Origin of the sequence: Bradyrhizobium manausense (assembly GCF_001440035.1) — a bacterium.
Lineage (GTDB): Bacteria > Pseudomonadota > Alphaproteobacteria > Rhizobiales > Xanthobacteraceae > Bradyrhizobium > Bradyrhizobium manausense.
Genome location: NZ_LJYG01000085.1, coordinates 1 through 25,567, shown reverse-complemented (window position 1 = coordinate 25,567; position 25,567 = coordinate 1). Strand labels below are relative to the sequence as shown.

Genomic DNA, 25,567 nt, shown 5'->3' with positions numbered 1-25,567 from the left:
TTGCCGTCCTTGGGGAGAGCAGGACATGCACGTCCTTGCCCTGGTCACGCAAAAAGGCGGAAGCGGCAAGAGTACGCTGTCCGTTGGACTGGCGGTGGCAGCCATGCAGAGCGCCGAGCGCGTCGCTCTTGTTGAGGCGGACGCGCAAGGTACGATCTCGAAATGGAAAGCGCGCCGCGAGAATCCCTATCCTTGCGTCGAGCGCGCTACAGATCCTGCCGAGATCGAACCGTTGCTCGCGCGCCTGAGCGCCGAAGGGGTCTGGCTCGCCATCATCGACACAGCTGCGACGACCAACAGCCTGGCGATGCGCGTCATTGCCTGCGCCGATCTCTGTCTCATCCCGGCGCGCCCAAGCCCGGCCGATATCGAAGCCGCAATCCCTACGCTGATCGCCATTCGCAGGCTCAACCGCCGCTTTGCCTTCGTCCTCAATCAGACGCCGACGCGGGGCTGCCGGCTGAGCGAAGCTGCCACATCGCTGAGCTCCATCGGTGCGCTTGCGCTCCCGTTTATTGCGCAGCGTAACGATCACCAGGATGCGCTCGGAGCGGGGTTAGGCGTCACTGAGTTTGCACCGGCGGGCAGAGCTTCGGACGAAATTGGCAGTTTGTGGGGTTGGATCGCGGGGCACTTGGAAGAGTTGGACGATCATGGGAAAGGCACGCTCAAAGAGGCCTGCTGATGTTGCACGCTCCGGGCGTCGCTCGCTGCTGGAATTGGCGGCGGAAGTGAGCCGTGCGGTCGATGAGGGTCTGGCCATGCCGCCGGGCTCGGTCGCCGTCGCCGAAGATGCGCCCCAGATCGTGCAAGAAGAGCCTGCTCCGATGACCGTTCCGGTACAAGGAAAAGCCGGCGTCACCCTTGCAAGTCCTCAACCTCCAGGCAGTACCACCACTGATCTCATTGTCGATATGGCCAGGGCGTATCAAGCCCGCGCCTTGGACGGCATGAGCGCTACGTTCAACTGCGCCAATGACCTCGCAAATTCACGGCTGGTCGGTGTGACATCGGAGGCCAATGGAACAGTCGTCGTGGGAAGCGAGATCATCGACGCGATTGGAACGGCAGCTGAGTGGCGCGCCGTCGTGCTCGAACTGATGAAAGTCAATGCGGGCGCGACCCTGGAGTATGCGCAGGAGCTGGGCCGTGCAAAAACGCTGGCGGAGCTGGTGGAGCTGTCGGCCACGCATGCGCGAAAACAATGTGAGTTGGTCCTCGAGCAAACCGAGTTGCTGAGGTCAGTTGCTCAAAGGATGACCAAGCCCAGCGCCAGGTAATGCCGCTCGCCTGCCATCATCGCGCTCAGGATCTGCGCGGGACGACCAGGGCGAGGCCGAGATCGATCGCGAGCGCCAGCGCCACGGCGCCACCGCCGAGAGCGAACAGGACGTGATAGTCGCCGCCGGTCTGCGCATAGATCCAGGAGAAGCCGTAAGCTGCGGCCGCCTGGAACAGCGCAAAGCTGGTGGTGGCGTGGCTCCACGTCGAGCGCTGCTGCTCGCCGGAGTGCGGGACGAGCTCATGGATGCGGCCGAGCACCAGCGGCACGATGCCCGGCGTGAAGCCCCCGATCACCACACTCGATACGATCAACGAAACCGGTGCGGTGCTGATGGCCGGAAGCAGTACGGCCGCCGCTTCAATAAGGAACGCAGCGCGTAAGGCCGGTCCGAATCCGGAGCGGTCGCCGAGATGGCCGGTGACGAGCGGGCCGACGATCGCGCCGAGGCCGTACAGCACCCAATAGCGCGATCCCGCTGCGATGCCTTGGCCGAGGCCGCGCGCGACGAAGTCCACCATGAAGACCATGTGCGGGACCAGCGCCACGGCGTTGAGGCCGTACTGGATCAGCAGTGCGCGGGCGGCAGGCGAGGCGTGATGCTGCTTCGCCTGGTGCAAGGGTGCGACATAGGAATTGCCCTCGCCAGGCCAGCTCCACCAACTCGTCGCAGTGAGCACGGCCGAGAGCGCGCCAAGCCCATACCAGCTCTGCTGCAAGCCTTGTTGCAGGAGCAGCGGCACCAGCGTGCCCGATGCGGCAACGCCGAGGCCGACGCCGGCAAAGATCACGCCGCCGACGATGCCGCGCCGGCCGGGCGAGGTGCGCGGAACAATAACGGAAGCAGCCAGCACCATGATGATCCCGCCGGTGAGACCTGACAGGAAGCGCCAGGCGAAGAACCAGATGAAAGACACCGGCGCAGAGCCGGCAAAGAAGGAGAGGGTTGCAAGCAGCATCATCGCCCGCAGCGCGCGGACCGCGCCGATGCGGGCGGCGACTGCTCGCGCTGCGAGCGCGCCGGCGAGGTAGCCGGCAAGGTTCGCAGCGCCCAGATAGACCACGTCGGAAGCGCTGAACCACTTTGCTGCGATCAGCGCCGGGATCAGCGGCGAGTAGGAGAAGCGGGCAAGGCCAAGCCCGACCAGCGATGCGGAGAGGCCGGCGACGGCATACCGCCAGGTCGGCTCTGACGCCGCGTTCGGCCGCTGATGCGGCCGGGCGTGGCGCCCAGGATTTGCATTGAGTTCGGGCATTGTCATACTCATGGGCGGGCTCAATGGCCGGCGATCTGGCCGCCGTCGACATGCAGGATCTCGCCGGTGACGAAGGACGCACCCTCCAGATAGAGCACGGCATCAACGATGTCGGACATCTCGCCCATGTGGCCGACCGGGTGCATCGCGCCGTACTGGGCGTGCGTCGAAATCGGGTGCATCGGCGACCTGATGATCCCCGGCGCCACCGCGTTCACACGGATGCCGCGCCTGGCGTATTCGATCGCGAGCGACCTGGTCGCGGCATTCAGCCCACCCTTGCTGAGCGAGGCCAGCACTGAGGGCACGCTCGAATTGGCATGATCGACGAGCGTGGTTGTGATTTGGACGACATGACCCGATCCCTGCTTCTCCATCTCGGCGATCGCGAGCTGGGTGATGTTGAAGAAGCCGGCGACGTTGGTGCCCATCACGGCCGCGTAGTCCTCGGCCGTGTATTGCGTGAAGGGCTTGGCGACGAAGATGCCGGCGTTGTTGACAAGCGTGTCGACGCGTCCGAAGCGCGCGACGGCCTGCGCGACGACGCGCTCGGCAGTCTTGCGGTCTGCGATGTCGCCGGCGACGGCGAGAACATCATCGTCGCCTGACGGCTTGATTGACCTCGCTGTGGCGACCACCCGATAGTTGCGGTCGCGAAAACCCTGGACCAGGGCGGCGCCTATGCCCTGCGATGCGCCGGTGATGATGGCAACCTTCTGCTCGATACCCATGACGGGCTCCTGTTGTTGATCCGTGCCAGCAATCGCCGGCTTCAGCTCCGACATAGGCCGCGGCGGGTCAGCCGCGAATGCGCGCTGTCCGGCAGACACTCTTTCGCGGCGCGTACGAATGCCGTGCCGGCGCCTCGCGGCAGTTGTCGCGGTTGGGGCAAACGCCTAGCTTGCCGGGGAATTTCAGAAGGACCGCGGCACAGCATGGATCGTCTGGATGCAATGAAGGTGTTCGTCCTTGCGGTGGATGAGGGCAGCCTTGCCGCCGCGGGACGAAGGCTCGGTCGTTCGCCGGCGGCGGTCAGCCGCGCCATCGCCTTTCTGGAAGAGCGGGTCGGCGCCGAACTGCTGCATCGGACGACGCGATCAATCAAGCTGAGCGAGGAGGGCGAGCGCTATGTCGCGGTCTGCCGCCGCGTGCTGGTCGAGCTGGAAGAAGCCGACGATATCGCAGCCGGCCCGCGTACCGCGCCGCGCGGCCTGCTGACGATTACCGCTCCGGTGGTGTCAGGCGAGATGGTGCTGCGGCCGATCCTGGATGCGTTTCTGGACGCCTATCCGACCGTGTCGGCGAAGCTCCTGCTGTTCGACCGCGCGGTCAATCTCATCGACGAAGGCGTGGACGTCGCGCTTCGCATCGGTCCGCTCGCGGACTCGGCGATGGTGGCGACGCGGATCGGCGAGGTCCGCCGTGTCGTCGTGGCAGCTCCGCGCTATCTCATGCAACATCCGCGGATCGAAGAGCCCGGCGACCTTACCAAGCATCAGGTCGTGGCGATGGCCCATCTTCCCAATTCATGGACCTTCAAGCCCCCGGAAAACTCGTCAGCGGCCCGCACGGTCCGGTTCACTCCGCGTCTGACCGTCAGCAGCACCTATGCCGCCGTGGCTTCCGCGGTCGCCGGGCGCGGCGTGGCGCGGATGTACTCCTATCAGGTCGCCGAGCAGGTCGCGCGCGGCGAGCTTGAGATCGTGCTTGCTGGCGACGAGGACCCCGAGATGCCGGTTCACCTGATCTGTCCGCCGGGTCGCCTCTCGGTGCCGAAGGTGCGGGCTTTCACCGACTTCGCAGTCCCCCGGCTCAGGAAGCAGTTTGCACTGCTCAAGAAGAGTCTCGGTGCGCGCTAGAGATCGCGGCCACGCCGCGACTGCCAATGCGTTGTTTTGCGTATACGGCCGCCCGGCTGAATCGGCGATGGTTCCCGAACGGTTAACGCCGATTTAACGGATGGGTCCTAGCCTGTCTCGGCCGGGGTTACTCGCAAGGCCGAGGTGAGCCCAATGGAAGCCCAGAAGATCGCGGTCGACGCCGTTGTGGCGCTGACCGATTGTGACCGCGATGCCGTCATTGCATTCATCCGCCGGCTCTATCTTGCCGGCGTCACCGATCCCAAGCGCCTGACTTTCAAAGGTCTGCAGGCGCTGTCCCGGGCGTGATTCGGCTCGTTTCGGTCCGTTTTCGCCCCGTTCCATCCCGAACCTCTCCCGAGCGTGACCGCAACCCCCGGTGAATATCTTGCCGCTGGGGGCCCCGCGGGTTACACGACACCCCGGCTGGGTCACTCGGGATTGGGGAAATGCTGAAACAGCTTTTTGCGCCGCAACTTGTCATTCTGTACGTGCTTGTGGCATCGACGATTTACGTTCACTTCCGCGGCAAACAGCGGCTGCGCTTTGCGCGCCAGCTCGGCGATCACTCGACCTACCTCGCGCCCTACAATGTGCTGATGTATGCGGGCTCGGCGGTGCCGAACAAGCCGGTGATCCCGGTCGAGCAGTTTCCGGAGCTGAAGCCGCTCAGCGAGAACTGGGAGACCATCCGCGACGAGGCGGTGCGCCTGTTCGACGAGGGCTTCATCCGCGCCGCTGCCAAGAACAATGACTGGGGCTTCTATTCGTTCTTCAAGAGCGGTTGGAAGCGGTTTTATCTGAAATGGTACGACGACTTCCTGCCTTCGGCGAACGCGCTGTGTCCGAAGACGGTGGAGCTGCTCAAGTCGATCCCGAGCGTGCACGGTGCGATGTTCGCGATGCTGCCGCCGGGCGGCAAGCTCGGTGCCCACCGCGATCCCTTCGCGGGCTCGCTCCGCTACCACCTCGGCCTCGTCACGCCGAACTCGAACAAGTGCCGCATCCTCGTCGACGGCGTCGAATGTGTCTGGCGTGACGGCGAAGCCTTCATGTTCGACGAAACCTTCATCCATAGCGCGGAGAATGCGACCGACGTCAATCGCATCATCCTGTTCTGCGACGTCGAGCGCCCGATGAAGTACGGCTTCATGACCGCGATCAACCGCTGGGTCAGCCATCACATCGTCAAGGCGTCGGCGACCCAGAACGTCGATGGCGAGCATGTCGGCGCGCTCAACAAGGTGTTCGGCAAGCTCTACGAGATCCATCTCGGCAGCCGCAAGGTCAAGGAGTGGAACCGGAACGTCTACTACACGCTGAAATATTCGCTGACAGCGTTGGTGCTCGGACTCATCGTGTTTTCGGCGCTGCGTTGAATGGCCGTGGAGCCCTTGCCGACGGCGAGCGCTGATGTCGTGGATTTCTTCCAGGGCTGGCTGGAAACATTCGCGGGCTATGTCCGCGAGGTCGACTACGCCTCGGCGCGGCCGCTCTTTCACCCTGACGTGCTTGCCTTCGGCACGCACAACGATGTCATCCGGGGCCTCGACCAATGGCTCACGACGCAATGGAATAACGTCTGGCCCAGGACGACCGGCTTCCGTTTCGTTCTCGATCAGACCGCTATACTGGCGTCACGCGATGGCGAGATGGTGACCGTGATCGCGCCATGGACGAGCACGGGCTATCATCCCGATGGCAGCGCGTTTGTGCGGCCGGGCCGAGCCACCATGGTGTTTTCAAGGAATGGCGATGGGTGGCTGTGCGTACATTCACACATGTCGCTCAATCGCGGTGTGCCGCAGGCAAGCCACGCCAATCGGCCGGTGAAGGCCTGGTAGACGTCGAAACAGAAAAGGCCCCGGACAGGTCCGGGGCCTTTTGATGTCGGGATATTGGAGGCTTACTCCGGCTGGCCGATCGAGACCTTCAGCGTGCCGACGCCGTCGACGCCGCATTCGAGCTTGTCGCCGGGCTGGAGCTGCGACACGCCGGCCGGCGTGCCCGTCATGATGATGTCGCCGGCGGCGAGCTTCACCTGCTGCGAGAGCTGCCAGATGATCTCCGGCACGTTCCAGATCAGCTCGGAGAGGTCGCCCTTCTGCGCTTCCTTGCCATTGACGGTGAGCCAAATCTTGCCCTTGGAGGGATGGCCGATCTTCGACGCCGGCTGCACCGCGGAGCAGGGCGCCGAACCATCGAACGACTTTCCGATCTCCCACGGCCGCTCCTTCTTGCGCGAGGCGATCTGGAGATCGCGGCGCGTCAGGTCGATGCCGACGGCGTAGCCGTAGACATGATCGAGCGCCTTGTCGGCGGGGATGTTCAGCCCGCCGCTCTTCATCGCGACCACGAGCTCGACCTCGTGATGCAGATCCTTGGTCAGCGGCGGATAGGGGATGGTGGCGCCATCGGGCACCAGCATGTCGGCGTGTTTGGCGAAGAAGAACGGCGGCGCGCGCTCGTCATTGCCCATCTCACGGATGTGCTCGAGATAATTGCGGCCGACGCACCAGATGCGACGCACCGGATAGCGGCCGCTCTCGCCGACTACGGGAAGCGAGGCCTGGGGCGGAAGCGGGATCACGTAGGAGGCGGCGTTCATGAGGCGGTCTCGCTGCTCTTGAGGTGGAGGGAACTCTAGGCGGTGGCGATGATCGGCGCCAGAGCGCCGGCGTCGTGATGTTGCAGGCGGAAGAACGAGGCGTAGCGCCCGGAGCGGCGCAGCAACTCGTCATGCCGGCCTTGCTCGACGATCTCGCCGCCCTCGACCACCAGGATGCTGTCTGCGTGCATGATGGTGTGCAGGCGATGCGCGATTACGATGGTGGTGCGGTTCTGACAAAGATGCTCGATCGCCTCCTGCACCTGGCGCTCGGACTCGGAATCCAGCGCGGCGGTTGCTTCATCGAGCAGAATGATCGGCGCATTCTTGATCAGCGCGCGCGCCACCGCAATGCGCTGGCGTTGGCCGCCGGAGAGCTGGGTGCCGTGCTCGCCGACCGGCGTATCATAGCCGAGCGGGAAGCTCGTGATGAAATCATGCGCGCAAGCGGCTTTCGCGGCCTCGATGATCTCGTCCTCGCTTGCGCCCGGCTTGCCGAAGGCGATGTTGTTGCGGATGGTGTCGCGGAACAGATAGACATCCTGGCCGACATAGGCGGTCTGGGCCCGCAGCGATTTGCGCGAGACCGCGCCGATCGACTGGCCGTCGATCAAGATGTCGCCTTGCGTCACCTCGTAGAAGCGCAGGAGCAGCGCCAGCACGGTCGACTTGCCGCCGCCGGACGGCCCGACCAGCGCGGTGACCTTGCCGGGCTCGGCCGTGAAACTCATGCGGTTGAGCACGGTCTCGCCCGAGCGATAGGAGAAGCTGACGTCGCGCAGCTCGATCCGCGCGTCGGTGAGCTTCAGCGCCGGCTTGTCGTCGTCGGAATGCTCGCTCGCGGGGCTGTCGACGACCTCGAGCAACATGCGCGCGCCGACGAGCTGGCTGTTGAGGTCGATGTTCAGCCGCGCCAGCCGCTTGGCCGGCTCGGTCGCCATCAGGAACGCGGTCATGAACGAGAAGAACGCGCCGGGCGTGGCGTTGAGCGCGACCACGCTGTAGCCGCCGTAAAGCAGGCAGCCGGCGACGGCGAAGCCGCCGAGCATCTCCATCAGCGGATTGGAGCGGTTGGCGACGCGGGCCATCTTGTTGGCGTTGCGCTCAACGATCGCGATGTTCTCGTCGATGCGCTTCTGCATCGCGTCTTCGAGCGTGAACGCCTTGACGGTGCGGATGCCTTGCAGCGACTCCTGCATCGTCTCCATGATGTCGGCGGTGCCGGTGAACTGGTTGAAGGCGAGGCCCTTGATGCGCTTGACCAGCTTGCGCAGCACCAGCATCGCCGGCGGCACCGCGACGAGGCCGATCAACGACATCAGCGGGTCCTGCCATACCATCACGCCGATCATGGCGAGCAGCATCAAGAGGTCGCGCCCGATGGCGTTGACCAGCATGTTGAGCACGTCGGTAATCGATTTGGCGCCGGCCGTGAGCCGCGCCAGGAATTCGGACGAATGCCGTTCGGAGAAGAAGCCGATGCTCTCGCGCATCAGCTTTGCGAACAGCTGGCGCTGGTTGGTGGCGAGGATGGCATTGCTGATCTTGGTCAGGATCACCATGTGGCCGTAGGTCGCGACGCCCTTGATGAACAGCAGGATCACCGTGATGGCGGAGAACATCGCGATTCCCGGGATGTTCTTGTCGACATAGGCCTGGTTGATGACCTGTCCGAGCACATAGGTCGCGCCTGCGGTCGCACCCGCGGCAGCCGCCATCAGCGTGAAGGCAACGAGGTAGCGCCGCCAGTAGACGACCCCCTGTTCCATGACCAGGCGGCGAATGAGGACCATCGCCGCATAGGGATCGTCGGTGATTTTCTTTGGAAACTGGGCCATCCGGTGTCCATTGACGGCGCTGGGAAAGCCTGCCCGCGCGTCAGGGATCGAATGGCCTCTGTGCCCGCTAAAGCTCCGCTTTTCAAGCCCAATTAAGGGCTTGCACAGGATGTGATTTTAGGCCGAGACGGCGTGGCGGAGCTCGCCGTGGCGCTCCCGGAACAGCTTGTCCTCCCAGGCCAGCGCGTGGGCCGCAATGGTCTCGAGGTCTTCGTATTGCGGCCTCCAGTCGAGCAGGCCGCGGATACGGCCGGTGTCGGCGACCATAGTCATGATGTCGCCGGGCCGTCGCGGGGCGTATTGGACGGCGAAGCTGCGGCCCGACACCCGGCGCACGGCGTCGACGGTTTCCAGCACCGAATAGCCGCGGCCATAACCGCAATTCAGCGTCGTCGAGGCGCCGCCGTTGCGCAAATAGGCCAGTGCAGAGTGATGCGCCTGCGACAGGTCGGTGACGTGGATGAAGTCGCGAATGCAGCTGCCGTCCGGGGTCGGATAGTCGGTGCCGAACACGTCGATCTTGGCGCGCTGGCCGGTCGCGGCCTCGACCGCGATCTTGAGCAGATGCGTGGCGCCGACGGTGGCAAGGCCAATGCGCGCCTGCGGATCGGCGCCGGCGACGTTGAAATAGCGCAAGGTCACGTACTGCATGCCGTAGGCGCACGCGACGTCGTGCAGCATGATCTCGGTCATCAGCTTCGACGAGCCGTAGGGCGACAGCGGCCGCGTCGGCGCGTGCTCAGGCACGGGCACCTGATCCGGATTGCCGTAGACGGCGGCGGTCGAGGAGAAGATGAAACGGCTGATGCCGCGCTTCACTGCGACGTTGAGCAGATTGCGGGCGGTGGTGAAGTTGTTGCGGTAGTAGCCGAGCGGATCGCGCATCGAATCCGGCACGACCACAGAGCCGGCGAAATGGATGATGCTCTCGATGTCATGCTGGGCGATCACGCCCTCGAGCAGATTCTCATCGCCCGCATCGCCGATGAACAGCGGCACGCCCTCGGGCAGATAGGCGGAGAAACCGGTGGAGAGATCGTCGATCACGACGACGTCCTCGCCGGCTTCCGCCAGCGCCAGGACCGTGTGACTTCCGATATAGCCGGCTCCGCCCGTGACTAGCACAGTCATGATCTCACCCGTCCTCGATCAGCGCGCCAAGTTAACGTTTGCGCGGTGAAGAGGTAGTTTCGGCAGCCCTGAACTGGTCACTATGCTTAATGTTGCGTATAGGGACGCACCAAACGGAGCGTGACGTGGCGAATTCCCCTGACGATCTCGACGTGATCGTGCCAAATCTGCACAAGCGCTATTCCGGGGTCACCGCGACCAACCGGATGGTGGCGCCGCGTCTGGCAAAGCTCTATCGCGCAGGCTGGTTCGGCTCGGACGCGCCGGAGGGGATTGCGCGGCTCGCCGCCAGTGATGTCCTGAAACTGTGGCGCCGCAAGCGGCCCGTGATCTGGCACGCGCGGCGCAACAACGAGATGATCGCGGGCGTGGCGCTGCGCGCACTGGGCTGGCCGCTCAAGCTGGTCTTCACCTCGGCGGGGCAGCGCCACCACACCTGGATCACGCGCTGGCTGATCCGCCGGATGGACGCGATCATCGCGACCTCGGACATCTCCGCCTCGTTTCTGAAGGTGCCGTCGACGGTGATCCCGCACGGCGTCGACACCGACGTCTACACGCCTCCGGTCGATCGCGCCGCGGCGTTCGCGGAAAGCGGCTTGCCCGGCCGTTACGCCATCGGCTGCTTCGGCCGCGTCCGGGCGCAGAAGGGCACCGATGTTTTCGTTGACGCGATGTGCCGGCTGCTGCCGCGCTATCCTGACTTCACCGCCGTGATCGTCGGTCAGGTCACGGCCGAGCAGACATCGTTTGCCAATGACCTGAAGAAGCGCATCGAGGCGGCAAATCTGCAATCGCGCATCGTCATGACCGGCGAGCTGCCGATCGACGAGGTGCAGCGCTGGTACCAGCGGCTGACGATCTACGCCTTCACCTCGCGCAATGAAGGCTTTGGCCTGACGCTGATCGAGGCGATGGCTGCGGGCAGTGCGCTGGTTGCCGCGCGCGCAGGAGCCGCGACGCTGGTGGTCGAAGATGGCGTGAGCGGCGTGCTGATCCCGACAGGTGATGCGGAGGCGCTGGCGGCTGCGCTCGAGCCGCTGATGCGGGATGTGGCGCTGGCAACCGCGATGGGCGGGCGCGGGCGGGCACGGGTGCTCGAGAAGTTCAGCCTCGAAGCCGAGGCGGCCCGGATCGGCGAGGTCTATCGGCCGTTGCTTTGAGCCGCTTTTCCAAAACGCGAAAACAACCCCATGCACAGTAGCCGGTGCCAGCCAAATCAACGGCTTGCCGGACGCGTTTGGTCAGAATACGGATTTTACGAATTTTGCTTGAGGCGGACGGACAAAACAGGTGTAGATTGGCATCATCCCAAACTCCCCAACGACATTCGCGGGGGTGCCGGCGGTCACTGAATTTCGGCGAACCCAATGGTCGCACCTTGATCAAGCCGTCGTCTCGCGGCTCGACTTCTTGCGGGCCTTCTGACGCAGGAAGCTGACCTCGAACTCGTCGCCGTTGACGCGGTCGAGCTGGCAGCGCCGATAGGCAAGTCCGGTCGAGGAGAGCAGAAGAAAAAACTCGGTCAGCGCCAGACCCTCAAATCGACGTCTCGACGCGAAGCGTGGCGTCGCCCTCGGAGACGTCCTTGACCAGGCAGGGGCGACGCCAGGTGCCGTCGATCGCCATCATCTGCGCCGGCAGCGGCCGCTCGAACGAAACACGCTGGCTCTCGCGCTCCTTCTCCTTGGGCATTGGCTAGCGCTTCACCTGTGGCTGCGAATGTCCACCTGCGAGTCTTGGCGCGGCATGGGGCACCGAGTGAAGCCTGCGCTCGTAGGTGTCAGCAAGATCGTGCAGGCGTTTTCTGGTGAACGGGTCCGCTTTCGTCGCGAGCTCGCGGATGTCTTGAGCGCGTCCTTTGATGAAGTCTTCGTCCATCGGCTGAATCCCCCGGAAAGCGAGAGGATGCCAAGCCTTCCCGAAGGTGTAAGCAACATATGTTAGGTCAAGCGCCATGCATGGTGGCGCCACTCAGGTCGTCGCGCGTGCTGCAGCCTCTCCCAGCACCTGCTGCGCAATCGCCACCACCTCTTCGACCGCAATATCCCGCATGCAGCGGTGGTCGTTCATCTTGCAGACCGTGCTCTGGCAGGGCTGGCACGACAGGACGCTCTTGTTTTGGACCACGGTCGCGGCAAGGCCGTTCAATGGCGCCCAGAGATATGGGCTGGTCGGGCCAAAAATGCCGATGGTGGGCGTGCCCAGCGCGGCCGCGATATGCATCAGGCCGGAATCGTTGGAGATGGCGACGCCGGCCGCCGCCATGGCGAGGACGCCGTTGCGTAAGTCGTTACCGGTGAGGTCGCGCACCCCCGGGCCGCCAGCGCTCCCCGGGCCGCCAGCGGCGACGATCTCCTGGGCGAGACCCTTTTCCGCGGGGCCGCCGACCACCCAGACTTCGAGGCCACGCTCGACCAGCAGCCGGGCGGCCTCGGGATATCCGGTCCAACGCTTGGAGACCCCGACCGAGCCGGGGGCGAGCGCCACCGCCGCGCCGGCGCTGAGGCCGTTGGCCTGGCGCCAGCGGGCGATCTCCTCAGGCGGAACCCGCAATTGCGGCACCGGCCATTCCGGCGGCAGCGGCGCACCGTCGGGCTGGGCCAAGGCGGCATTCTCATCGATGAAGCGCGGCAGCTTTCCCTCGCCCCAGCGCCAGCGGTTGATCAATCCGAACCTGAACTCGCCGACCCAGCCGACCCGCTCGGGGATGCCGGCCAAGCTCGGTGCAATGGCGGCCTTCCAGGTGCGGGGCAGCACCAGGGCCGTGCCGTAGTTCCGCTCGCGCAGAAGCTTGGCGAGGCCAAACTGGCGGTGTAGCGCCAGGCGGCTGCGGGGCAGGTCCCAGACGATCCCGGCGCGCACGCCGGGCATGTAGTCGACCAGGGGGGCGCAAAGGGTGGTGGTGAGGAGATCGACCGGCCGGTTCGGCCATCGCTCCTTCAGGACCCGGACCACGGTATGATTCCGGACGAAATCGCCGATCCACATGTAGGGGACAATCAGAATCGGGCGCGTGTCGTCCCGTTCCTCATTCCCGCCAAGATGTGAATCAATATTCATCAGTCAATTGGACCGCAAATGCTCCAGACGGCGGTTCGGTTAGCCGCTCCGGGCCGACAGGTAAAGCCGGCAAAAGCGCTACTCCAAAAGGGTCGGCCCAAAATGCTTACACTTTGGCGGATGATGCGCTACGGCAGGTATCGGGCCGCACAAGATCGGGCAGGGTGGTTGGAATGTTGCTGGTGACCGGCGGGGCCGGTTTTATCGGATCGAATGTCGTGGCTGCGCTGAACGATTCCGGCCGCAGCGACGTCGTGGTCTGCGATCTCCTCGGCAGCGACGGCAAGTGGCGCAACCTCGCCAAGCGGCAGCTTGTGGACATCGTGCCGCCGGCCGAACTCGCTGACTGGCTGAAGGGCCGCAAGCTGGATGCCGTGATCCATCTCGGGGCGATTTCCGAGACCACCGCGACCGACGGCGATCTCGTGATCGAGACCAATTTCCGCTTCTCGATGCGTCTCTTGGACTGGTGCACGGCGGGTGCTGTGCCGCTGATCTACGCGTCATCGGCCGCGACCTATGGCGATGGTGCGGAAGGTTTTGACGACGATGGCTCGCCGGCTGCGCTGAAAAAGTTGCGGCCGATGAATCTCTACGGCTGGAGCAAGCATCTGTTCGATCTCGCGCTCGCCGAGCGCATCGCGCGCGGCGAGGGATTGCCGCCGCAATGGGCCGGCCTGAAATTCTTCAACGTGTTCGGCCCCAACGAATACCACAAGGGCGCGATGATGAGCGTGCTGGCGCGCCGCTTCGACGACGTCAAGGCGGGCCGCGTGGTGCAGCTGTTCAAGTCGCATCGCGACGGCATCGCCGACGGCGACCAGCGCCGCGATTTCATCTATGTCGACGACGTCGTGCGCGTCATCCTGTGGCTGCTGGCGACGCCCTCAGTGTCGGGCCTCTTCAATGTCGGCACCGGCAAGGCGCGCAGCTTCCGGGAGCTGATGTTAGCCGCCTATGCCGCGCTCGGCGCCAGGCCCAACATCGAATACATCGACATGCCCGAGCAGATTCGCGGCAGCTATCAGTACTTCACCGAGAGCAAGGTCGATCGTCTCCACCGTGCCGGTTACAACGGCGGCTTCACGACGCTCGAGGACGCGGTGAAAGCCTATGTCGGGGATTATCTCGACCGGCCCGACCGTTTCCGCTGAGGCTTTGTTGATCATGGCGACGCCCATTCTTGATTTCGACGCCCTCGCGCAAGCCATCTCAGGCCGCACGGTGCTGTGCATCGGCGACATCATGCTGGACGAGTTCGTCTATGGCGAGGTGTCGCGGATCTCGCCGGAAGCGCCGGCGCCTGTGATCGCGGCCCAGCGCAGCGAGATCCATATCGGGGGCGCCGGCAACGTCGCGCGCAATATCGCCTCGCTCGGTGCGCGCTGTGTCTTCGTCGGTCTCGTCGGCGAGGACGATGCCGGCAAGCGACTCACGGCTGCGCTGGCGGACCATGCCGGCATTGAAAGTGCGCTGGTGTGCGACCCGTCACGGCCGACCACCCGGAAAGTCCGCTTCGTCTCCGAGCATTTTTCCACGCATATGCTGCGCGCGGATTGGGAGCAGGCGCAAGCGGCCTCCGACGAGGTCGAGACCAAGCTGATCGAGGCGATCCTGCCGCAGATCGCGCGCGCCGATATCGTGCTGCTGTCCGACTATGCCAAGGGCGTGCTGACCGCGCGCGTCATCCGCCATACGATTGATGCCGCGCGCACGGCCGGCAAGCCGGTGATCGTCGACCCCAAGAGCCTGAACTGGGCGATCTATCGCGGCGCGACGCTGCTCACGCCCAATCGCAAGGAATTTGCGGAAGCCACCCGCAGCCGCGCCGACACGCCGCAGAGCATCGTCGATGCCAGCGAGGACGTGATGCGGCTGGCCGATTGCGAGGCCATTCTGGTGACGCAGGGCGAGCACGGCATGACGCTGGTGCCGCGACATGGCGAGGCGATCCATGTTCCAGCTTTCCCGGTGAAGGTGCGCGACGTCTCCGGCGCCGGCGACACCGTCGCCGCCGCGCTCGCGGTCTCGATCGCGGCGGGCGCGGACTGGGACACGGCGCTGCGGATCGCGAGTGCCGCGGCCGCGGTCGCCGTCGGCAAGCAGGGCACCGCCAGCGTCAGCGCCGCTGAGCTGCGCCGGAAGATCCTGCCGCACGCGACGCTCGCGGCCGAGGAGAAGGTCGTCAGCGCGACCGGTAGCCTCGAGGCCCAGCTCGCCGAATGGAAGCGGGAGGGGCTGCGGATCGGCTTCACCAATGGCTGCTTCGACATCCTGCATCCCGGTCACGTCAAGGTGCTGACCGCGGCGCGCGCCGCCTGCGACCGTCTCATCGTCGGGCTGAACAGCGACGCCTCGGTGCGGCGGCTGAAGGGCGCGGATCGCCCGGTCCAGGACGAGCGGGCGCGCGCTGAGGTGCTGGCCGCGCTCGAGGCCGTCGATCTCGTTGTCGTATTTGAGGAGGACACGCCGATCGACCTGATCAGGCGGATTACGCCGAGCGTGCTGGTGAAGGGCGGTGACTACACCCGCGAGCAGGTGGTCGGTCACGAGGTGGTCGAGGCCGCGGGCGGGGTGGTTGTGCTGGTCGACATCCTCCAGGGCTTCAGCACGACAGCGCTGGTCCATCGTGCGCGCGGAGGCGGCAAGTGACGCACCAGGCGACCGCGCTTGCCCGGGAGACAACCGCCCAGATGTTGTGGCGGCGTTTCCGCAGCCCGGTGGCGTGGGGCGAGACGGTGGATCTGTTCGCGATCCTGACGGTCGCCTCGCTGCCGTGGTCGACCTCACTGACGGCGATCTTCAACACCGCGTTTCTGCTCTGCATGGTGCCGTTCCTCGACATCAAGGCATTCCTGCAATCGCTGACCCGTCCGATCTCTGCGGCGCCGATCGCGATGTTCGTGCTTGCGCTGGTGGGAACGCTGTGGTCGGACGCAGCCTGGGGAGCGCGGTTCTATGCCGTCGGTCCGACCATCAAACTGCTCGTGCTTCCCGTGCTGCTCTACCATTTCCAGCGATCGCCACGCGGCTCCTGGATATTCGTCGCCTTCCTGGTGTCCTGCGCGCTGTTGTCGGTGATGTCGTGGCTGGTTGCTTTTTATCCCGACCTGGCACTGAGGCCCTATGATCCGCTCGAGCGCGGCATCTTCGTCAAGAACTACATCGACCAGAGCCAGGAGTTTACGCTCTGCGCGGTCGCGCTGGCCTATCCGACCGCTCTGCTGCTGCGCGAGAAGCGGTATTGGCTCGCGGGATTGCTGGCGGCGCTGGCGCTGAGCTTCTTCGTCAACATGACTTTCGTGGTGGTGTCGCGCACCGCGCTTGTCACGGTTCCGATCATGTTCGGCGTGTTTGCGCTGCTGCATTTGAGATGGCGCAGCATCGCAATCATCTCCATCGCCCTGATCGCCGGCGCTGCGATCGCCTGGAAGGCCTCGCCGCAATTGCGCAAGACAGCCGATACGTTCGTCAGCGACTATCAACTCTACAGCCAGAGGAACATTCCGACATCGATGGGCGAACGCCTCGAGTACTGGCGCCACGCCATTCAATTCTTCACGCAGGCGCCGCTTGCCGGGCATGGTACCGGCTCCTCGCAGGGACTGTTCGAACGGGCCGCCGAAGATCCCTTATGGACACCGGGCGTCAGGGTGTTTCCAAATCCGCATAACCAGACGCTGCATGTCGCCATCCAATGGGGCATCATCGGCGTCGTCATCCTCTACGCAATCTGGATCTCGCATCTCCTGCTGTTTCGCGGCGACGGGATTGCCAATTGGATAGGACTTCTGGTCGTGGTGCAGAACATCTTCACGTCCCTGTTCAACTCTCATCTGTTCGACTTCCACGAGGGCTGGATGTACGTCATCGGCGTCGGGGTTGCCGGCGGCATGGTGATCCGGGCACAACAGACCAAGGCGAAGGTTGGGGGAGCTGGTTCCTGAACGGCCGTGCGACTGGCAAGTCCTGTCGAGATAGGTTATCAGCGCGGTCAGGTTGCACCTAATGGGATATTCATCGGTCGGCGGATGACGCGTCTTTCGCATCTCACATTGCGCAATTTCATGATTGCGGTCCATGACCTGCTGGCGACGACGGCGGCGCTGTTCGCGGCTTTCTATCTGCGTTTTGAGGGCGGCGACGGCTTCTTCGACCGTTTGCCGCTGTTGTACCAGATCCTGCCCTATTTCCTCGCCTTCAGCGTGGTCGTGTTCTTCATCTTCAACCTAACTACGTCCAAATGGCGCTTTATCTCGCTGCCTGACGCGCTGAACATCATCCGCGTCGCGAGCGTGCTGACGGTTGCGTTGCTGGTGCTCGATTACATCTTCGTTGCCCCCAACGTTCGCGGCGCCTTCTTCCTCGGCAAGGTGACGATCGTCCTCTATTGGTTTCTCGAGATCACCTCCCTCAGTGCGCTGCGCATGGCTTACCGCTACTTCCGCTACACGCGGGTGCGGCGTCACGCCCGCGCGGGGGATGCCGCGCCGACGCTGCTGATCGGCCGCGCTGCGGATGCCGAAGTCCTGTTGCGCGGCATCGAGAGCGGGGCGATCAAGCGGATCTGGCCGGTCGGTGTGCTGTCGCCGTCGGGCTCGGATCGCGGACAGTTCATCCGCAACGTTCCGGTGCTGGGCGGCATCGACGACATCGAGGATGTGGTCTCCGATTTCGCCAAGCGCGGCAAGGCGATTGCGCGCGTGGTGATGACGCCGTCGGCGTTCGAGCCGGAGGCACGTCCGGAATCGATCCTGATGCGGGCGCGCAAGCTGGGCGTGATCGTTAACCGCATGCCCTCGCTCGAGAGCGGCGACACGCCGCGGCTGACCGCCGTCGCGGTCGAGGACTTGCTGTTGCGGCCGAGCGAGCAGATCGACTACGCGCGGCTGGAAGCGCTGATCCAGGGCAAGGCGGTGATCGTCACTGGCGGCGGCGGTTCGATCGGCTCGGAGATCTGCGAGCGTGTCGTCGCCTTCGGCGCCGCGCGGCTCCTGATCCTTGAGAATTCCGAGCCCGCGCTCTATGCGGTCACCGAGGCGCTTGCCGCGCATGGCACAGGCGCCGCGATCGAAGGGCGGATCGCCGACATCCGCGACCGCGAGCGCGTGATGCGCCTGATGGTCGAGTTCAAGCCTAATATCGTGTTCCACGCGGCAGCCCTCAAGCACGTGCCGATCCTCGAGCGCGACTGGAGCGAGGGCGTCAAGACCAACATCTTCGGCTCGATCAACGTCGCCGATGCGGCTCTCGCCGCCGGCGCCGAAGCCATGGTGATGATCTCGACCGACAAGGCGATCGAGCCGGTGTCGATGCTGGGCCTCACCAAACGTTTTGCCGAGATGTACTGCCAGGCGCTCGACCATGATCTCGCCGCGGCCAGCGGTGGCGCCAAACCGCCGATGCGGCTGATCTCGGTCCGGTTCGGCAACGTGCTGGCCTCGAACGGCTCCGTGGTGCCTAAGTTCAAGGCCCAGATAGACGCCGGCGGCCCGGTGACGGTGACACATCCCGACATGGTCCGCTATTTTATGACGATCCGCGAGGCCTGCGATCTCGTCATCACGGCAGCGACGCACGCGCTCGGTACGCACCGTCCGGACGTCTCAGTCTACGTCCTCAACATGGGGCAGCCGGTGAAGATCGTCGATCTCGCCGAACGCATGATCCGTCTCTCCGGCCTGCAGCCCGGCTACGACATCGAGATTGTATTCACCGGCATGCGGCCGGGCGAGCGCCTGCACGAGATCCTGTTTGCGTCCGAAGAACCGACCCGCGAGATTGGCGTCTCCGGCATCATGGCCGCGCAACCCAACGAGCCGCCGATGCAGACACTGCGCAAATGGATCACGGCGCTCGACCAGGCCATCGCACACGACGATCGGGCGTCCATCAGGACCATCCTGAAGGACGCAGTCCCCGAGTTCGGGTCGACTGCGGCCTGATCATGCAGCCTCAAGGCAAGATCGTCGTCGCAAGCCAGCATTATCCGCCAGATCCGAGCACGACCGCGGCGATCATGTCCGAGATAGCCTGCCACCTCGCCTCGAAGCACGAGGTCGTCGTGCTGTCGGGCTCGCCCGGCGCGCTGCCGGCCTCGCAGACCGGCTCCGGCAAGCCGCGCGTCATTGCCGTCAAGAACCGGATCGCGGGAAAGGGGGCGCTGGTGCGCCGTGGCTTGTTCGAGCTCCTGTTCGTGTTGCGCATCTTCGTCGCGCTGTTGCGGCAATTGCGGCGAGGTGACGTCGCGCTCACGGTCACCGCGCCGTTCATGCTGCCTTACGCGGTGGTGGCGGTGGCGTGGCTCAAGGGCGCGCGCTCGGCGCTGATTATGCACGACCTGTTTCCCGACGTGCTGGTCATGGCCGGTCTTTTGAAGCCGCGCTCGATCATGGCGGGCGTGATGCGCGCCGCCAACAGCCTGATGTTTCGCGCGATCAATGCCGTCGTGACCATCGGACGCGATGCGGAGCGGCCGTTGCTCAGCTATTCCGGCATGACGCGGAACAAGATCCGCTTCATCCCGAACTGGGCGACGTTGGTGCCGGCGGTGCGGCCGGCGACATCGGACAATCCGTTCCGCAAAGCGCTTGCGGCCCGCTTCATCGTCGGCCTATCAGGCAATCTCGGCTTCACCCACGATCCGGAGATCGTGTTCGAGGCGGCGCGCCTGATGAAGGACGAGCCGGAGATTGGTTTCCTGCTCTCGGGCTGGGGCATTGGCTTCGAGCGGCTGAAGCAGTTGCAGAGGGATGCCAACCTATCGAATGTCACCTTCGTGGCACGCGTGGCGGATGGCGAGCTCGAGGCATTCCTGGCCGCGGCCGACCTCTGGATCATCCCGTACCGGAAGGATGTGGCCGGGGTGTCGGTGCCGAGCCGTTTCTATAATCTGCTGGCGGTCGGCCGCCCGGTCGTGCTGGTGTCCGAGCCCGAAGCCGAGGCGGCCCTGACGGTGGTGGAGAATGGGCTCGGCTGGGTCGTGACACCGGGCCGTGCCGATCAGCTCACAGACGCGATCCGGGCAGCGTCGCGCTCGAATGACGGCGCCATGGCGGCGCGGGCTGTGAAGGCCGCAGCGCGATTCGATCGCGGCATTGCGATGAATGCCTATGCCGGTGTGATCGACGAGTTGTTGCGCAACCCTGTTCTTTCGGAGCAACAATGAGCGCGCAAAAACGGATCGTGCTGGTCACGGGGGCGAGCGGCTTCGTCGGCCGTCACGTCGCGCCCGCGCTCATGCGCGAGGGATGGTCGGTTCGCCGTGCGGTCCGCGGGCCGATGGGCATGGACGACGAGGTCGTGATCAAATCGATCGGTCCCGATACCGATTGGGCACAGGTGCTGGACGGCGTCGACGCCGTCGTCCATCTCGCAGCGCGCGTGCATCACAAGCACGAGGAGCATGCCGTCCAGCTCTACCGCGACGTCAACATTACGGGCACGCTGCACCTGGCGCGTTCCGCGGCCAAGGCGGGCGTGCGCCAGTTCATCTTCGTCAGCACAGTTCTCGTCCATGGCCGCAGCAACGAGGGCCGGGCTCCGTTCAGCGAGGACGAAATCCTAACGCCGCGCGGCCTTTACGGCATGTCCAAGGCCGCGGCTGAGGCAGGCCTGAGGACGCTGGCCCGCGAGAGCGACATGAAGATCTCGGTGATCAGGCCGCCCCTGGTCTATGGCGCGGGTGCCAAGGGCAATTTTGCGCTGCTGACGCGCGCGGTGAACCTTGGATTGCCGCTGCCCTTTGCGGCGATCCGCAACCACCGCGCCTTCTTGGCTGTGCAAAACCTCTCGTCCTTCATCTCGCGCCGGCTCGGCAAACCCGACTCGGCAAGCAATTTCGATGTCTTCCTGGTGGCCGACAAGGAGCAGGTCTCGACGCCGGAATTCATCGAGCGTCTGGCCAAGGCGTCTGGCAAGAGACCGCGTCTGTTCGGAATGTCGCCGAAATTGTTGAGCTCGCTGCTCGTCGTGCTCGGCCGTCAGGACACACATGACAGCTTGATCGGCTCGCTCGAACTCGATATTTCCAAGGCAATTGCGACCGGCTGGCAGCCGGATGTGTCGCTCGACGAGGGCCTGCGGCTGGCGCTGACAGCTCAGGATGACTGAGGGCGGGAGAACCGCCGCAGCTCGAAGGTGACCGTGAGCGCGCCCGCCAACAGCGCCAGCAGCGTGACCATTGCCGAGCCTGAGCGAACGGTGAGGACGGCGAGCGCCGCGAGCACGAGATTGACCAGGAACACCTCACCGATGATCCGGAGGACGGTGAAGCCGTTGTCGGTGGCACGCTGGTAGAAATGCGAGCGGTGCGCCGACCAGAACTGCTCGCGTCTTGCGATGCGCCGGAACAGCGTGATGGTGGAATCCGCAAGGTAATAGGCCGGCAGCAGCAGCGCCGCCGCGATTTGTCCGCTCCAGGCGAGCTCAAGCAGGCACCAGCCGAGCAGAAGGCCGATCGGCAGGCTGCCGACATCGCCCAGAAACACTCTTGCAACCGGCTTGTTGAACGGTGCAAAGCCGAGCATGGCGCCGCAGAGCGCCGTTGCGATCAGCACCGCCGGCCAGGACAAATCGCCAAGCAATCCGAGCAACAGTAGCGCGGCGGTGACTGGCACCACCTCGGCAACCGTCATCAGGTCGAGCCCGTCCATGAAATTGACGAGATTCACGAACCAGACACCGGCGAGCAGGATGAGCCCGCGCTCCAACGAGAGCGGCAGCGCCGACACGACGCGCGCAGTCTCGGGCGCGGTGAACACCACGGCACCAACGCAGGCGGCTTGCAGCGCGAGCCGCACCAGCACCGGCAGCGACACGATGTCGTCGGCGAACCCGACGATTGCGATCACGACCGTTGCAATGACGAGCGCCAGCGGGATCGCAACGTTGGCCCAGGCGGCCCACGGCAATGCGACCAGCAGCGTCGCGGCGATGACCGCGATGCCCGCGCCTTGCGGGGTCGGAATTCGATGCGAGGAGCGCGCGTTCGGCCGCGCCAACGCATAGCGCTGGAGCAGCGGACGGCTGATCCAGGTGATCAGCGCCGACATCAGCGCGGCGATCGCGACGGCAAGCAGCGCGGACATCGCGGCCAGGCTCACTCCGGCACTCCGATCGGCGCCGAGCCCTGCGCGGCCTTCTCCGCGCTGAGGATCCAGACGAGGCCACCGACCGCGCCGACGGTGAACGAGACCGCGCCGAACAGCAGCGAGACGTTGACGCCCTCATTGGCGGCGAGCCCGGCAAAGCCGAAGGCGAGCCCCATGGTCGCCTCGCGCACACCCCAGCCGGCGATCGAGATCGGCATCAAGGTGATTAGCATGACCGGCGGCACCAGCAGGAAGACCTGGCCGAAGCTGACTGGCGCGGCGATCGACTGCACCACGCACCAGGCGATGACGGCGGCGAGCGCGTGGATGACGAAGGACAGGATGGCGATGGGAAGTCCGTGCCTGCGGCTGAAGATCACGCGATTGGCGATCACGGCACAGGCGTGGAGGTGATGGGTCGCCCACCAGGTCTTCAGCCAGCGCCATTTCAGCGCGCCGAAGACCAGGAAGCCGAGGCCGCCGGCGAGGGCCGCAAGATCGATCAGCAGCAGCGCCGAACGCCCGTTCGGATCGGTGATGAGCTGGAAGCTCCAGGGCAGGCTCGCGCCGATGAGAATCGCGAGCGCAATCAGGCCAATCGCGCGATCGACGAAGATCGAATAGGTCGCCGCACGCCATCCGGCGCCGGCGCGCGCGACCAGCCACAGCCGGACCGCGTCGCCGCCGATCGCGGAGGGCAGGGTCTGGTTGAAGAAGGAGCCGATCACGTTGTAGCGCATGGCGCGGGTGAGCTCGAGCGGCGCGCCGCATGCGGCGCTGACATCGCGCCAGCGCAACACGCCGATGAAGATCTGCAGGAATGTCACCGCAATCGCCAGGCCGAACCAGAGCAGGCTGGATACGGTGAAGCGCGAGACCAGCTCGGTCAGATCGACCTTGCGCAATGCCAGATAGAGCAGGGCCGCGGAGATCAGGATTTTGGCCGTCGACAGCAGGATTCGGCGCATCTCGTCCGCATGAACTGGGTTGGCGAAGGTTGAGGTTACCCGACGCCAGGCGTCGAATTCGGCCGCTTTGGTATGGTTTTGGCGCCGATCTTGCAATAGCCCTCTTGAAGCTCTCTTGAATCCCTCTTGAGCTCTCTTGCAATGGTTCTTAAGCCCTTGTGGGGGCTCTTTACTGTTAAAATGGCTGGCTATTGCGGCCCCCTCGGGACGCCGTCTAAAGAGACTGACATGGCCAGTGTGGCGAAGCACGTCCTCGGATTTGCCTTGGCGAATTTACCTTGGGAACAGGATGATGGATCAGGCGATTTCGGTCACGGGAGCCGCGGGCTTCATCGGCTTTCACGTCGCCCGGCAGCTCCTGGCCGAGGGCAGGCCTGTCGTCGGATTGGATAATCTCAACACCTATTACGATCCGGCGCTGAAGCAGGCGCGGCTGGCGCTGTTGCGCAGCGAGGCCGGTTTCTCCTTCGTGCAGATCGATCTTGCCGATCGCGAGGCGATGGCGGCGCTGTTTGCGCGACATCGATTTGCCAAAGTCGTGCATCTGGCGGCCCAGGCCGGCGTCCGCTACTCGATCGACCAGCCTCACAGTTACGTCGATTCCAATCTCCAGGGCTTTCTCAACGTGCTGGAGGGCTGTCGGAACAATGGCTGTCGTCATCTTGTCTACGCCTCGTCATCCTCCGTTTACGGCGCGAACACGAAACTGCCGTTTTCCGTGCAGGACCGGACCGATCATCCCGTGAGCTTTTACGCCGCGACCAAGAAGGCGAACGAGGTGATGGCGCAGTCCTACAGCCATCTGTACCGGCTGCCGGTCACGGCGTTGCGTTTTTTTACCATCTACGGCCCGTGGGGACGGCCTGATATGGCCATGTTTCTGTTCGTAAACGCCATCCTGGCCGGCAAGCCGATCCGGCTCTTCAACCATGGCAGGATGCGCCGCGACTTCACCTATATCGACGACGTGACCCGGGTCGTGTCCAAACTGATCGATCTTGTGCCTGCGGACAATCCGGCTGCCGCAAATGCGCCGTCTCGAACCTACAATGTCGGAAATCACCGCCCCGAAGAGCTGATGCATGTCGTCGGACTTCTGGAGCGGGAGCTGGGCCGGACGGCGATCAAAGAATTGCTGCCGATGCAGCCGGGAGATGTGGTGGAAACGTTCGCGGATGTCGAGGATTTGATGCGCGACACCGGCTTTGCACCGTCAACGCCGATCGAGCACGGGGTCCACAATTTTGTCACCTGGTATCGCGACCACTACAAGGTTTGAAACGACGATGGACAAACGCATTATCCCCCTGATCATGTGCGGTGGTGCCGGCACGCGGCTGTGGCCGGCTTCGCGCGAGGTGCGGCCAAAACAGTTCCTGCCGCTGTTCGGCCCGCGCTCGACCTTCCAGGACACGCTGCTGCGTGTCTCCGATGCGTCGCTGTTCGACCGGCCTGTTGTCATCACCAATGCGGCGTACCGCTTCATGGTGCTGGAGCAGCTCGCCGAGATCGGCATCGAGGCCGACGTGATCCTCGAACCGATGCGCCGCGACTCCGGTCCTGCGATCGCCGCCGGCGCGGCATTCGCGCAAAACCGCACCAGTGAAGCGATCGTGCTGGCGCTCGCCGCCGACCATGTGGTGCGGGACAATGCCGCCTTCGTCGCGGCGTGCCGCGAGGGCCTCAGCGCCGCGAGCACGGGACGCATCGTCACCTTCGGCGTCAAGCCGGAGCGGCCGGCGACCGAGTACGGCTATATCAGCCCGGGTGAGGTGATCTCAGGCGAGGTCCACGCAGTCGCGCGCTTCGTCGAGAAGCCGGATGCGGTGAAGGCTTCGGATTACGTCAATTCCGGCTATCTCTGGAACAGCGGCAACTTCATGTTTCCCGCAAGCCTCCTGCTCGGCGAATATCGCAGGGTCGATGCGGCGAGCGTGGATGCGGTGTCCTCGGCGGTGAACAATGCCGGCCGCGATCTCGGCTTCGTGACGCTGGAGCCGCAGGCCTTTGGCGCGGCCAAGGCGATCTCGATCGACTATGCCGTGATGGAAAAGACCTCGCGCGCGGCCGTGGTGCCGGTGTCGTGCGGCTGGTCCGACGTCGGCTCCTGGCGCGCGGTGTGGGAATTGTCCGACAAGGATGCGCAAGGCAATGCGGCGCACGGCACCGCCGTGTTCGAGGATTCGCGCAACTGCAACGTCACGACCGATCATGCGCTGGTCGCGCTCGAAGGCGTCGACGATCTCGTCGTGGTCGCGACCGCGGATGCGGTGCTGGTCTCGCGCCAGCAGGATGCCAACGGGCTGAAGCGCCTGATCACCAAGCTGAAGGCGGTCGCGCCGAAGGTCACCGAGGAGCATCTCAAGGTGCATCGGCCCTGGGGCAGCTACCAGTCGGTCGACAATGGCGAGCGCCACCAGGTCAAGCGCATCGTGGTGAAGCCGGGCGGACGGCTGTCGCTGCAGAAGCA

The 25,567-nt window shown here is 64.6% G+C and carries 24 protein-coding genes and 1 pseudogene; 15 read left to right on the top strand and 10 right to left on the bottom strand.

Going from position 1 to position 25,567, the window contains the following annotated elements; all coding sequences use genetic code 11:
• Positions 1-25 precede the first annotated feature (25 nt).
• Complete coding sequence (locus AOQ71_RS19105) at positions 26-685, top strand: ParA family protein (RefSeq protein WP_057749230.1); 660 nt, start codon at positions 26-28, stop codon at positions 683-685.
• Entirely contained in the window at positions 654-1,280 is a 627-nt protein-coding gene (locus tag AOQ71_RS19100; protein WP_057749227.1) for a phasin family protein, read from the top strand. The genes AOQ71_RS19105 and AOQ71_RS19100 overlap by 32 nt, the downstream gene beginning before the upstream one ends.
• A gap of 25 nt (positions 1,281-1,305) precedes the next feature.
• Here the strand turns inward: AOQ71_RS19100 and AOQ71_RS19095 are convergent, their stop codons facing one another.
• The gene (locus tag AOQ71_RS19095) at positions 1,306-2,550 is read right to left on the bottom strand and encodes a YbfB/YjiJ family MFS transporter (protein ID WP_083514325.1); all 1,245 of its coding nucleotides are present in this window, start codon (positions 2,548-2,550) and stop codon (positions 1,306-1,308) included.
• Between the two features lie 8 nt (positions 2,551-2,558).
• Positions 2,559-3,269 (bottom strand): SDR family NAD(P)-dependent oxidoreductase, encoded by a 711-nt coding sequence (locus AOQ71_RS19090; RefSeq protein ID WP_057749785.1) that lies wholly within the window; start codon positions 3,267-3,269, stop codon positions 2,559-2,561.
• A 204-nt stretch (positions 3,270-3,473) separates the two neighbouring features.
• Between AOQ71_RS19090 and AOQ71_RS19085 the strand changes: the two genes are divergently transcribed.
• From AOQ71_RS19085 to AOQ71_RS19075, 4 genes are all read left to right on the top strand, one after another.
• Complete coding sequence (locus AOQ71_RS19085) at positions 3,474-4,397, top strand: LysR family transcriptional regulator (RefSeq protein ID WP_057749221.1); 924 nt, start codon at positions 3,474-3,476, stop codon at positions 4,395-4,397.
• A 153-nt stretch (positions 4,398-4,550) separates the two neighbouring features.
• Entirely contained in the window at positions 4,551-4,706 is a 156-nt protein-coding gene (locus tag AOQ71_RS46340) for a hypothetical protein (RefSeq protein ID WP_014493894.1), read from the top strand.
• Between the two features lie 140 nt (positions 4,707-4,846).
• Positions 4,847-5,776 (top strand): aspartyl/asparaginyl beta-hydroxylase domain-containing protein, encoded by a 930-nt coding sequence (locus AOQ71_RS19080; protein WP_057749218.1) that lies wholly within the window; start codon positions 4,847-4,849, stop codon positions 5,774-5,776.
• A gap of 6 nt (positions 5,777-5,782) precedes the next feature.
• Entirely contained in the window at positions 5,783-6,241 is a 459-nt protein-coding gene (locus AOQ71_RS19075) for a YybH family protein (RefSeq protein ID WP_057749782.1), read from the top strand.
• A gap of 62 nt (positions 6,242-6,303) precedes the next feature.
• Here AOQ71_RS19075 and AOQ71_RS19070 read toward each other — a convergent pair whose 3' ends face one another.
• The 3 genes from AOQ71_RS19070 to galE form a co-directional block, all read right to left on the bottom strand.
• Positions 6,304-7,005, bottom strand: a complete 702-nt coding sequence (locus AOQ71_RS19070; RefSeq protein WP_057749215.1) for a fumarylacetoacetate hydrolase family protein — start codon at positions 7,003-7,005, stop codon at positions 6,304-6,306.
• 35 nt (positions 7,006-7,040) lie between these two features.
• On the bottom strand, positions 7,041-8,843 hold the full coding sequence (locus tag AOQ71_RS19065; RefSeq protein ID WP_057749212.1) for an ABC transporter ATP-binding protein: 1,803 nt from the start codon (positions 8,841-8,843) through the stop codon (positions 7,041-7,043).
• A 117-nt stretch (positions 8,844-8,960) separates the two neighbouring features.
• The gene (galE, locus tag AOQ71_RS19060) at positions 8,961-9,974 is read right to left on the bottom strand and encodes a UDP-glucose 4-epimerase GalE (protein ID WP_057749209.1); all 1,014 of its coding nucleotides are present in this window, start codon (positions 9,972-9,974) and stop codon (positions 8,961-8,963) included.
• A gap of 125 nt (positions 9,975-10,099) precedes the next feature.
• On the opposite strand from galE, the gene AOQ71_RS19055 reads away from it, so the two are divergent.
• Positions 10,100-11,137 carry a glycosyltransferase family 4 protein gene (locus AOQ71_RS19055; RefSeq protein ID WP_057749206.1) on the top strand — a complete coding sequence of 346 codons (1,038 nt, stop codon included), beginning with the start codon at positions 10,100-10,102 and terminating at the stop codon, positions 11,135-11,137.
• Positions 11,138-11,359: 222 nt separating this feature from the next.
• Here the strand turns inward: AOQ71_RS19055 and AOQ71_RS19050 are convergent.
• From AOQ71_RS19050 to waaF, 3 genes and pseudogenes are all read right to left on the bottom strand, one after another.
• Positions 11,360-11,669: pseudogene (locus tag AOQ71_RS19050) on the bottom strand (hypothetical protein).
• Between the two features lie 3 nt (positions 11,670-11,672).
• On the bottom strand, positions 11,673-11,855 hold the full coding sequence (locus AOQ71_RS19045) for a hypothetical protein (protein ID WP_057749202.1): 183 nt from the start codon (positions 11,853-11,855) through the stop codon (positions 11,673-11,675).
• Between the two features lie 93 nt (positions 11,856-11,948).
• Positions 11,949-13,037: a lipopolysaccharide heptosyltransferase II gene (gene waaF / locus AOQ71_RS19040; protein WP_057749199.1), complete on the bottom strand. Its 1,089-nt coding sequence runs from the start codon at positions 13,035-13,037 to the stop codon at positions 11,949-11,951.
• A gap of 173 nt (positions 13,038-13,210) precedes the next feature.
• On the opposite strand from waaF, the gene rfaD reads away from it, so the two are divergent.
• From rfaD to AOQ71_RS19010, 6 genes are all read left to right on the top strand, one after another.
• Entirely contained in the window at positions 13,211-14,191 is a 981-nt protein-coding gene (rfaD, locus tag AOQ71_RS19035) for an ADP-glyceromanno-heptose 6-epimerase (protein ID WP_057749196.1), read from the top strand.
• Positions 14,192-14,204: 13 nt separating this feature from the next.
• Positions 14,205-15,689 (top strand): D-glycero-beta-D-manno-heptose-7-phosphate kinase, encoded by a 1,485-nt coding sequence (gene rfaE1, locus AOQ71_RS19030; RefSeq protein ID WP_057749194.1) that lies wholly within the window; start codon positions 14,205-14,207, stop codon positions 15,687-15,689.
• A complete protein-coding gene (locus tag AOQ71_RS19025) occupies positions 15,686-16,984 on the top strand; it encodes an O-antigen ligase family protein (RefSeq protein WP_430648635.1) in 1,299 nt (432 codons plus the stop codon). The genes rfaE1 and AOQ71_RS19025 overlap by 4 nt, the downstream gene beginning before the upstream one ends.
• 84 nt (positions 16,985-17,068) lie before the next feature.
• Complete coding sequence (locus AOQ71_RS19020) at positions 17,069-18,982, top strand: SDR family NAD(P)-dependent oxidoreductase (RefSeq protein ID WP_057749190.1); 1,914 nt, start codon at positions 17,069-17,071, stop codon at positions 18,980-18,982.
• Between the two features lie 2 nt (positions 18,983-18,984).
• A complete protein-coding gene (locus tag AOQ71_RS19015; RefSeq protein ID WP_057749187.1) occupies positions 18,985-20,205 on the top strand; it encodes a glycosyltransferase family 4 protein in 1,221 nt (406 codons plus the stop codon).
• Positions 20,202-21,149, top strand: coding sequence for an NAD-dependent epimerase/dehydratase family protein (locus tag AOQ71_RS19010; protein ID WP_057749184.1), 948 nt, complete (start codon positions 20,202-20,204; stop codon positions 21,147-21,149). The genes AOQ71_RS19015 and AOQ71_RS19010 overlap by 4 nt, the downstream gene beginning before the upstream one ends.
• On the opposite strand, the gene AOQ71_RS19005 is transcribed toward AOQ71_RS19010, so the two are convergent.
• Positions 21,137-22,126: an MraY family glycosyltransferase gene (locus AOQ71_RS19005; protein ID WP_057749776.1), complete on the bottom strand. Its 990-nt coding sequence runs from the start codon at positions 22,124-22,126 to the stop codon at positions 21,137-21,139. The genes AOQ71_RS19010 and AOQ71_RS19005 overlap by 13 nt on opposite strands.
• A gap of 11 nt (positions 22,127-22,137) precedes the next feature.
• The gene (locus AOQ71_RS19000) at positions 22,138-23,097 is read right to left on the bottom strand and encodes a lysylphosphatidylglycerol synthase transmembrane domain-containing protein (protein ID WP_057749774.1); all 960 of its coding nucleotides are present in this window, start codon (positions 23,095-23,097) and stop codon (positions 22,138-22,140) included.
• A gap of 289 nt (positions 23,098-23,386) precedes the next feature.
• Here AOQ71_RS19000 and AOQ71_RS18995 point away from each other — a divergent pair, with 289 nt between their 5' ends.
• Together AOQ71_RS18995 and AOQ71_RS18990 are read left to right on the top strand one after the other, a co-directional pair.
• Entirely contained in the window at positions 23,387-24,376 is a 990-nt protein-coding gene (locus AOQ71_RS18995; protein ID WP_057749181.1) for an SDR family NAD(P)-dependent oxidoreductase, read from the top strand.
• Positions 24,377-24,383: 7 nt separating this feature from the next.
• Positions 24,384-25,567 (top strand): mannose-1-phosphate guanylyltransferase/mannose-6-phosphate isomerase (locus tag AOQ71_RS18990; RefSeq protein WP_057749177.1); only part of this gene is annotated, 1,184 nt, incomplete at its 3' end.

Coding starts and splice junctions, on each gene's coding strand:
- AOQ71_RS19070 (WP_057749215.1), bottom strand. CDS start 7,005: ATGAACGCCGCCTCCTACGTGATCCCGCTTCCGCCCCAGGCCTCGCTT.
- AOQ71_RS46340 (WP_014493894.1), top strand. CDS start 4,551: ATGGAAGCCCAGAAGATCGCGGTCGACGCCGTTGTGGCGCTGACCGAT.
- AOQ71_RS19085 (WP_057749221.1), top strand. CDS start 3,474: ATGGATCGTCTGGATGCAATGAAGGTGTTCGTCCTTGCGGTGGATGAG.
- AOQ71_RS19005 (WP_057749776.1), bottom strand. CDS start 22,126: ATGTCCGCGCTGCTTGCCGTCGCGATCGCCGCGCTGATGTCGGCGCTG.
- AOQ71_RS19100 (WP_057749227.1), top strand. CDS start 654: ATGGGAAAGGCACGCTCAAAGAGGCCTGCTGATGTTGCACGCTCCGGG.
- AOQ71_RS19020 (WP_057749190.1), top strand. CDS start 17,069: ATGACGCGTCTTTCGCATCTCACATTGCGCAATTTCATGATTGCGGTC.
- AOQ71_RS19080 (WP_057749218.1), top strand. CDS start 4,847: ATGCTGAAACAGCTTTTTGCGCCGCAACTTGTCATTCTGTACGTGCTT.
- AOQ71_RS18995 (WP_057749181.1), top strand. CDS start 23,387: ATGATGGATCAGGCGATTTCGGTCACGGGAGCCGCGGGCTTCATCGGC.
- rfaE1 (WP_057749194.1), top strand. CDS start 14,205: ATGGCGACGCCCATTCTTGATTTCGACGCCCTCGCGCAAGCCATCTCA.
- AOQ71_RS19065 (WP_057749212.1), bottom strand. CDS start 8,843: ATGGCCCAGTTTCCAAAGAAAATCACCGACGATCCCTATGCGGCGATG.
- rfaD (WP_057749196.1), top strand. CDS start 13,211: ATGTTGCTGGTGACCGGCGGGGCCGGTTTTATCGGATCGAATGTCGTG.
- waaF (WP_057749199.1), bottom strand. CDS start 13,037: ATGAATATTGATTCACATCTTGGCGGGAATGAGGAACGGGACGACACG.
- AOQ71_RS19105 (WP_057749230.1), top strand. CDS start 26: ATGCACGTCCTTGCCCTGGTCACGCAAAAAGGCGGAAGCGGCAAGAGT.
- AOQ71_RS19045 (WP_057749202.1), bottom strand. CDS start 11,855: ATGGACGAAGACTTCATCAAAGGACGCGCTCAAGACATCCGCGAGCTC.
- galE (WP_057749209.1), bottom strand. CDS start 9,974: ATGACTGTGCTAGTCACGGGCGGAGCCGGCTATATCGGAAGTCACACG.
- AOQ71_RS19095 (WP_083514325.1), bottom strand. CDS start 2,550: ATGAGTATGACAATGCCCGAACTCAATGCAAATCCTGGGCGCCACGCC.
- AOQ71_RS19010 (WP_057749184.1), top strand. CDS start 20,202: ATGAGCGCGCAAAAACGGATCGTGCTGGTCACGGGGGCGAGCGGCTTC.
- AOQ71_RS19000 (WP_057749774.1), bottom strand. CDS start 23,097: ATGCGCCGAATCCTGCTGTCGACGGCCAAAATCCTGATCTCCGCGGCC.
- AOQ71_RS19015 (WP_057749187.1), top strand. CDS start 18,985: ATGCAGCCTCAAGGCAAGATCGTCGTCGCAAGCCAGCATTATCCGCCA.
- AOQ71_RS19090 (WP_057749785.1), bottom strand. CDS start 3,269: ATGGGTATCGAGCAGAAGGTTGCCATCATCACCGGCGCATCGCAGGGC.